Genomic DNA, 7283 nt, shown 5'->3' with positions numbered 1-7283 from the left:
GCTCGTCAGCAGAACCTTGAGGTCCAGTCCGCTGTCCTTTTCGCCAGTCATCATGCTCGTCGCCATGGTTTAACGCCTAAGGTGGAATTGAAACGGCCGCCAATAGGTAAATATAGCCCCCAAAATCCAGAATTGCCATATTGCCCCTGAGCCCGGTAAATTCCGATTGACACCCTTGGCCGATGCGCGTAGCGTAGATTCCTGACTGCAACGCTAGGGTTAGGCGGTACGGACCGGAACCGATGGCGCAGACGCAGTCGGGAGATCTGGTCCGGCCGAATCGACTCATCATCAAATCGAGGAACAGATCCATGGCTTCATTGCAGACAGTCGAACGGCCGGCAAAACGGCGCGGCAACGGCGGGCAGACGCTGTTCGCGACGCCCCCAGCGCCAAAAGCCGCGGCGGCACCGCTGACAGATGACCTCTCTCAGGCGATCACCGAGGCCGCTTATTACCGCGCCGAGGCGCGCGGCTTCGAGCCGGGTCATGAACTGGAGGATTGGGTGGCGGCGGAACAGGACGTCATTGCGTACCACTACCCGGTGGGCGAGGCGGAGCGGGAGAGCGCCCCAATTGAGCCCAATGTCTTAAATTAGGCGCCGACGCCTCGGTTTCTCGTTTTTCTCGTTCCCACGCTCCCGCGTGGGAATGCCGTGCGGGCGCTCCGCGTCCGGTCTGGCGACAGCACGCGGAGCGCCCGGGAAGTTCATTACGAGAAGGATACTCCATGCAAACTTTAAGCGACTATCGCAGCACCCATTCGGACCTGCGCCAAATGATCGGCGACCTGCGCGCGATCCTCACCGACGAACACCTGCGCTTACGCTCCAACGCCAAGAACGCGTATGAGCAGTTGTGCGACCTGGGTGAGCGGGTCAACAGGCATTTGACCGAGGAGGATCGCGAAGTCTATCCCGGCCTGCTGATTCATGAGGACCCCAAGGTCAATTCCATGGCCTGGGGATTCATCAGCGGGGAGCGGCCCATGCGCAAGACCTTCGCGGACTACCACACGCGCTGGCTGAAGAATTGCGATTTCAACTTCGGTGGTGAATTCCTGGCGCAGACCCAGCAGGTCTTCGCCATGGTCGCGCAACGCCTTGTGCGTGAGGAGCAGGTCCTCCTGCCCAAGCTGGTCGAGATCGGCATGTTACACGAGCCGCTTCATCGCCTGACCGCACCCAGGCCCGCGATTTAGAGCGCCGCGGGCGGTCTGGTTCCGCTTCGCTAACCCGAGCTACACCGAATACTTTCACTTTGCAACCGCATTCCGACGGTTTCTGGGGTGCACGGTTGTCACCGCCGCGAGCCGTCAAAGTCGTCAGCCCCGCAGACGCGACGGGGCTTCTCTGGTAGGCTGGCCGGCTTATCACCAGCGACCGGGCGGGCAGCGCCACGGACGTTGCCGGTTACGCCTCGCCCGGGGACCCTCATGCACAGCGCCAAGTCGACCGCCACCACCCGCTTCCAGGTAGAACTGATCAAGCCGTCGCATTATGACGATGACGGCTATGTGATCCAGTGGGTTAAGGCGTGGATTCCGTCGAACTCGCTGGCGACCCTCTGCGGTCTCACCCGCCACGCCAACGCGACCCAGGTCCTGGGACCCGACGTGGAGATCGCCACCGAGGTCTACGACGAGACCAACACAGTGGTACCGGTGGCGCGGATCATCCGCCGCATCCGGCGCAACGGCGGGCGCGGCCTGGTCTGTCTGGTGGGGGTGCAGTCCAACCAGTTCCCGCGGGCACTGGATCTGGCGCGGCGCTTCCGCCAGGGCGGGCTCCAAGTGGTGATCGGCGGCTTTCATGTCAGCGGCTCTCTGGCCATGCTCCCGGAGCTGCCCCCGGAACTGAGGCAGGCGCAGGCGCTTGGCATCACGCTCTTCGCGGGCGAGGCGGAGGAGCACTTTGCGGACCTGCTGCGCGCGGCCTACGCGCAGCGCCTGGAACCGCTCTACAACTTCATGAGCCAACTGCCGCAACTGCAAGGCCAGGCCCTACCCTATCTGCCGCCGGAGGTGGCGCGCCGCTATGCGCCCATGCCCGGCACCTTCGATGCCGGGCGCGGCTGCCCCTTCCTGTGCAGCTTCTGCACCATCATCAATGTCCAGGGACGCAAGTCGCGCTTCCGTGACCCAGACGACATCGAGCGGCTGCTGCGCACCAACCTGGCCCAGGGCATCCGACACTATTTCATCACCGATGACAACTTTGCCCGCAACCGCAACTGGGAGGCGATCTTCGACCGGATCGCCGCGGTCCGCAAGGAGTTGGGGGTCAAGCTCAACTTCACCATCCAGGTGGACACGATGTGTCACACCCTGCCCGGCTTCGTGGTGAAGGCGCGGGCGGCCGGCGTCTCCCGGGTCTTCCTCGGGCTGGAGAATGTCAATCCGGCCAGCCTCGCGTCCGCCAACAAGAAACAGAACAAGATCGCCAATTACCGCACCATGCTGCTGGCCTGGCAGCAGCAACGGGTAACGACCTATTGCGGCTACATCCTGGGCTTTCCCGACGACACCCCTGAGGGCATCCTGGCCGACATCGAGACCATCAAGCGGGAGCTTCCGCTCGATATCCTGGAGTTCTTCTGCCTGACCCCCCTGCCCGGCTCAGTGGACCACCAGACGATAGTCGCACACCACGGACCGCTGGACCCGGACCTGAACATCTATGATCTGGAGCATGTCTGCACCAGCCACCCGCGGATGAGCAAGGCGCAGTGGCAGGGCGTCTTTCGCGCGGCCTGGGACAGCTATTACTCCCTGGAGCACCTGGAGACACTCATGCGCCGGGCCGCCGCCTTCGACCGCAACCCAAAGCGGATCATGGAGATCGCGCTGGAGTTCTATGGCTGCTTCAAGTTCGAGCGGGTCCACCCGCTCCAGGGCGGATTTCTGCGCCGCAAGGTCCGCACCGAGCGCCGGCCTGGCCTGCCCATCGAGCGCCCCTGGGTCTTCTACCCGCGCCGCGTCCGGGAGGTCTGGACCACCTATACGGGGCTGCTCGCCTATGCCTGGCAGGTGTGGCGGCTCTACCAGCGGGTGAAAAAGGACACCGAACGGCCCGGCTACAGCTATTTCGATCGGGCCATGGAGCGCGTCACCGAGCCGCCGGAAGCCGCGGCAACGTAGCGCGCCCGGGCGGCGTAATCCCGAGACGTAAGAAACGGTTACTAATAAGTTAAACAACTCCATTAGAGAACGCCTTTCGCCCCGTTGTCGTTGTCGTTGTCGTAATCGAGGTTATCGTGGTGCCCCGACTTCTCTTGTGCATCGCTTCTCCGATTTCGATTACGACAACGATTGTGGCAGACGAATGATCCCCCTTTGACCCCGGAGCCATCCATGACCCAAGCCCTGAACCTGGAGCTATCTGCCTTGACCGCCGTGTCCCCGGTGGACGGGCGCTATGGCTCCAAGACCGCGGACCTGCGCGCGATCTTCAGCGAGTACGGATTGATCCGCCACCGGGTGCTGGTGGAGGTCCGCTGGCTCCAGGCCCTGGCCCGTGAGCCGCAGATCGCGGAGGTGCCGGCGCTATCCGGCCACGCCGTGAACCTGCTGGAGGGCATCGCACAGCACTTCCAGTTGGAGGACGCCCAGCGCATCAAGAACATCGAGCGCACCACCAATCACGACGTGAAGGCGGTGGAGTATTTCCTCAAAGAGCGGATCGCCGGCAATCCGGAGTTGGCGGCGGTCAGTGAGTTCATCCATTTCGCCTGCACCTCCGAGGACATCAACAACCTGGCCCATGCGCTGATGATCCGGGAGGGGCGCGGTCAGGTCCTCCTGCCCCAGATGGATGAGTTGATCGGGGCCGTTCGCGACCTGGCACTGCACTACGCGGACCTGCCGATGCTCGCCCGCACCCATGGCCAGCCGGCCACCCCCACCACCCTGGGCAAGGAGATGGCGAACGTCTGCCATCGGCTGCGCGCCCAGCGCGAGCGGGTGGCGGCGGTGGACCTGCTCGGTAAGATCAATGGGGCCGTGGGCAACTATAACGCGCACCTGGTCGCCTACCCGGAGTTGGACTGGCAGGCGTTCGCGCAGACGTTCGTGCAATCGCTGGGGCTCACCTGGAACCCCTACACCACCCAGATCGAACCCCACGACTATATGGCTGAACTGTTCGACGCGACGGTCCGCTTCAACGTCGTGGTCCTGGATTTCTGTCGCGATCTCTGGGGTTATATCTCGCTCGGTTATTTCAAGCAGCGCACCCTGGCGGGTGAAGTCGGCTCGTCCACCATGCCGCACAAGGTCAACCCCATCGACTTCGAGAACGCCGAGGGCAACTTGGGGATCGCCAACGCCATCCTCGAGCACCTGGCCGGCAAGCTGCCGATCTCGCGCTGGCAGCGCGACCTGACCGACTCCACGGTCCTGCGCAACCTCGGGGTGGGCCTGGCGCACACCAGCATCGCACTGCAATCGGCGCTGAAGGGGATCGCCAAGCTGGACGCCGACCCGGCGCGCCTCGCCGCGGACCTGGATGCCAACTGGGAGGTCCTGGCGGAGCCGATCCAGACCGTCATGCGCCGCTACGGGGTCGACCAGCCCTATGAGCGACTCAAGGAACTGACCCGCGGCCGACGCATCGGTGCAGAGGCACTCGCGACCTTCATCGACGGGCTGGAGATCCCGGTGGCAGCCAAGGCACAGCTGCGAACCCTAACCCCCGCGAGCTATATCGGCAACGCGGCGGCCCAGGCGCGGGCCATCGCGCTGAAAGGCGAGGACTGAGCCGGTCGGCACAGGGCGTACGAACGTGTCGGTGCGACTTAAGTCGCACCTACTTCAGCTCCGACGGTGGTTGATACCGGATGTCCCAGAAATCACCTGATTCCCTTGAGGCCCCTTGGATTGGCCCGGATTTGGCGCATATCCCCAGTTCTTGCGCAGTCCACCACCGCCGTTGCGGCCACAATGCACAACTATGCTGCCCGCCTCCCGCGGAGGCGGGCCTTGACGGCGCGCGAGCCTCTCAGCGAACCATGAAGCACAGTACCAAGACCATCGGCCGACACCGTGCGGCGCTGCACCTCACCCTCGCGCTCGCCCTTACCGGGCTGCCGACGGCGCCCGGGCGCGCCGGTCAGTTCAACCTCCCGGACATCGGCAACTCATCGGACACGCTGATGAGCAGCGGCGCCGAGATCCGTCTGGGCAAGGCCTTTATGCGTCAGGTGCAAGCAACCCTGCCGATGCTGACTGACCCGCTGGTGACCGCCTACGTGGAGACGCTGGGCAACGAACTGGTGGCCGCCGACAAGAGCGCTAAGGGCAACAGCTTCGATTTCTTCGTGATCGACCAGCCGGTAGTGAACGCCTTCGCCGGGCCAGGCGGCCATGTCGGGGTCTATGCAGGACTGATCCTGACCGCCCAGAGCGAGAACGAGTTGGCCGCCGTGCTGGCCCACGAGATCGCCCATGTCACCCAACATCATTTGATGCGTGGCTACGAGGACCAGAGCAGGCTCAACATCCCGACCATCGCACTGATGATCGCGTCCGCCATCCTCGCCGCGCAAGCCGGGTCCGGACAAATGGGGATGGCCGCGCTCACCGGCATCCAGGCGGCCGCAATGCAACGGCAAATCAATGTGATCCGCGAAGATGAGAAGGAAGCGGACAACATCGGCATCGCTACCCTGGCCGCCGCCGGGCGCGATCCTTACGCCATGGCCGGTTTCTTTGGGCGACTGTCCAAGACCAGCCGGCTCTATGAAAACAATGCACCTGAGTTCCTGCGCACCCACCCGGTCGACACCAACCGCATCGGCGATGCCCTGGGGCGGGCCGCCGAGTATCGCAATCATCAGCGTCCCGACAGCCTGCGCTTTCTACTCACCCACGCACGCCTGCGCGAGGCGTCCTATAACCGGCCCGAAAAGTCCCTGGCGGCCTTCAAGGCGTCGCTGCGGGAGGGCCGCTACAGCAACGAGACCGCCGAGCGTTACGGCTACGCCTTGGCCCTGCTGCGCTCGGGCCAGCTCGATGAGGCCAAGGCCGAGACGGCCCGACTGTTGAGCGCGCAACCCAGCCTGGCTGAATTCATCGTGCTCGACGCACGGATCGACCTGAAGCAGGGGCATACCGACGCGGCCCTGGATCACCTCAAGCAGGCGATCAGCCTGTCCCCGGGAAACTGGGCGATGCGCATCGCCTATGCCGAGTCCCTGGCCAGCGCCGGACAACCGCGCAAGGCCATCGAGCAACTTCAGGCCGTCGAACGGGTGCGACCCGGCAATCCAATGATCTATGAACTCTTGAGCCAGGCGGCCATCCGCTCAGGCGAGAAAGGGGCCAGCTTCCGCTATCGCGCCCAGCAACTCTACGCCGAGGGTGACCTGGAACCGGCGATCAAGCAACTGGACTTTGCGCTGCGCCAACGTGACATCGGCAACTACGAGGCGGCGCAGATCCAGGTGCTGCGCGACACCTGGAAGGAGGAAGAACGGGCACAGAAGAAGCGCGGGCACGACCCCTTCGAGTGAGCACGCCGCCAGATCGCCGTTGAGCCGAAACAGGCAGGCAAGCCGATCCACCCGGAGTGAGTAATTGCCGGATTTTGGGTCAAGGACTATCTTGAACCCGGCGACCAACGGATAATGCCGGTCTTTAAGTTCCGTATCGAGCCTCGCCGCCCCATGTACCCCTTGAACTGCTGGATTCCCGCCCTCGCCCTAGCCCCTGCCGCCCTCTTCGGCACCGCGGCCGCGGCACAACCAGTGGCGGGCACACCCGCGGCCCCGGCCGCAACCGACCTCGGCACTCTCTTCAACGAGGCCTTTTTCCTCAAACTCGGCTTTTCATTCATGGTCGGCCTGGCGGTGGGTAAGGCACTCAAGGTGGCCTTCAAGCTCGCCCTGATCGTGATCGGCGTGGTCCTGCTCGGCATCTTCGGACTCCAGTACGCCGGGCTCGCCAAGGTCGATTGGTCAGGAGTGGAGGGCCATTACGATACTTGGGCGACTTGGCTGTCAGGCAACGGCGGCGCGTTCCTGGACTTCATCGGCAAGAACCTGCGCGAGACCGCCGCCTTCGTCGCCGGATTGGCCGTCGGGTTCAAGATTTAGTACCCAATCCACCTTATGTTACAAACCGACCCCAACGGGGTCGAACAAACCAGCCCAGGGCAACGCCCTGGGTTAGTGTGTCTTTTGTTCGGCCTCGCCCTGAAAGGGCGTGACATAACGGTGGGGCTCCTTATATCACGCCCTTTCAGGGCTGGGGTCTGGTATACGCCATCCCCAAGGCGTTGCCCTGG

Annotated in this window: 6 protein-coding genes; all 6 read left to right on the top strand. The window is 63.8% G+C overall.

All coding sequences use genetic code 11. From position 1 onward, the window contains the following. The first annotated feature begins 311 nt into the window (after positions 1-311). The 6 genes from QZY44_RS13510 (at position 312) to QZY44_RS13485 (ending at position 7092) form a co-directional block, all read left to right on the top strand. A complete protein-coding gene (locus tag QZY44_RS13510) occupies positions 312-599 on the top strand; it encodes a DUF2934 domain-containing protein (protein WP_295447045.1) in 288 nt (95 codons plus the stop codon). Between the two features lie 131 nt (positions 600-730). Further along, complete coding sequence (locus tag QZY44_RS13505; RefSeq protein ID WP_295447043.1) at positions 731-1201, top strand: hemerythrin domain-containing protein; 471 nt, start codon at positions 731-733, stop codon at positions 1199-1201. A 234-nt stretch (positions 1202-1435) separates the two neighbouring features. Further along, positions 1436-3139, top strand: coding sequence for a radical SAM protein (locus QZY44_RS13500; RefSeq protein ID WP_295447041.1), 1704 nt, complete (start codon positions 1436-1438; stop codon positions 3137-3139). Between the two features lie 213 nt (positions 3140-3352). Then, complete coding sequence (gene purB / locus QZY44_RS13495) at positions 3353-4756, top strand: adenylosuccinate lyase (RefSeq protein ID WP_295447040.1); 1404 nt, start codon at positions 3353-3355, stop codon at positions 4754-4756. A 251-nt stretch (positions 4757-5007) separates the two neighbouring features. Then, entirely contained in the window at positions 5008-6510 is a 1503-nt protein-coding gene (locus QZY44_RS13490; RefSeq protein ID WP_295447038.1) for a M48 family metalloprotease, read from the top strand. A gap of 153 nt (positions 6511-6663) precedes the next feature. Then, on the top strand, positions 6664-7092 hold the full coding sequence (locus QZY44_RS13485) for an FUN14 domain-containing protein (RefSeq protein ID WP_295447036.1): 429 nt from the start codon (positions 6664-6666) through the stop codon (positions 7090-7092). The last annotated feature ends 191 nt before the right edge of the window (positions 7093-7283 follow it).

The sequence above is a fragment of the uncultured Thiodictyon sp. genome (genome assembly GCA_903837595.1).
Classification (GTDB): Bacteria; Pseudomonadota; Gammaproteobacteria; order Chromatiales; family Chromatiaceae; genus Thiodictyon.
This window is presented reverse-complemented; position numbering and strand designations above follow the sequence as displayed.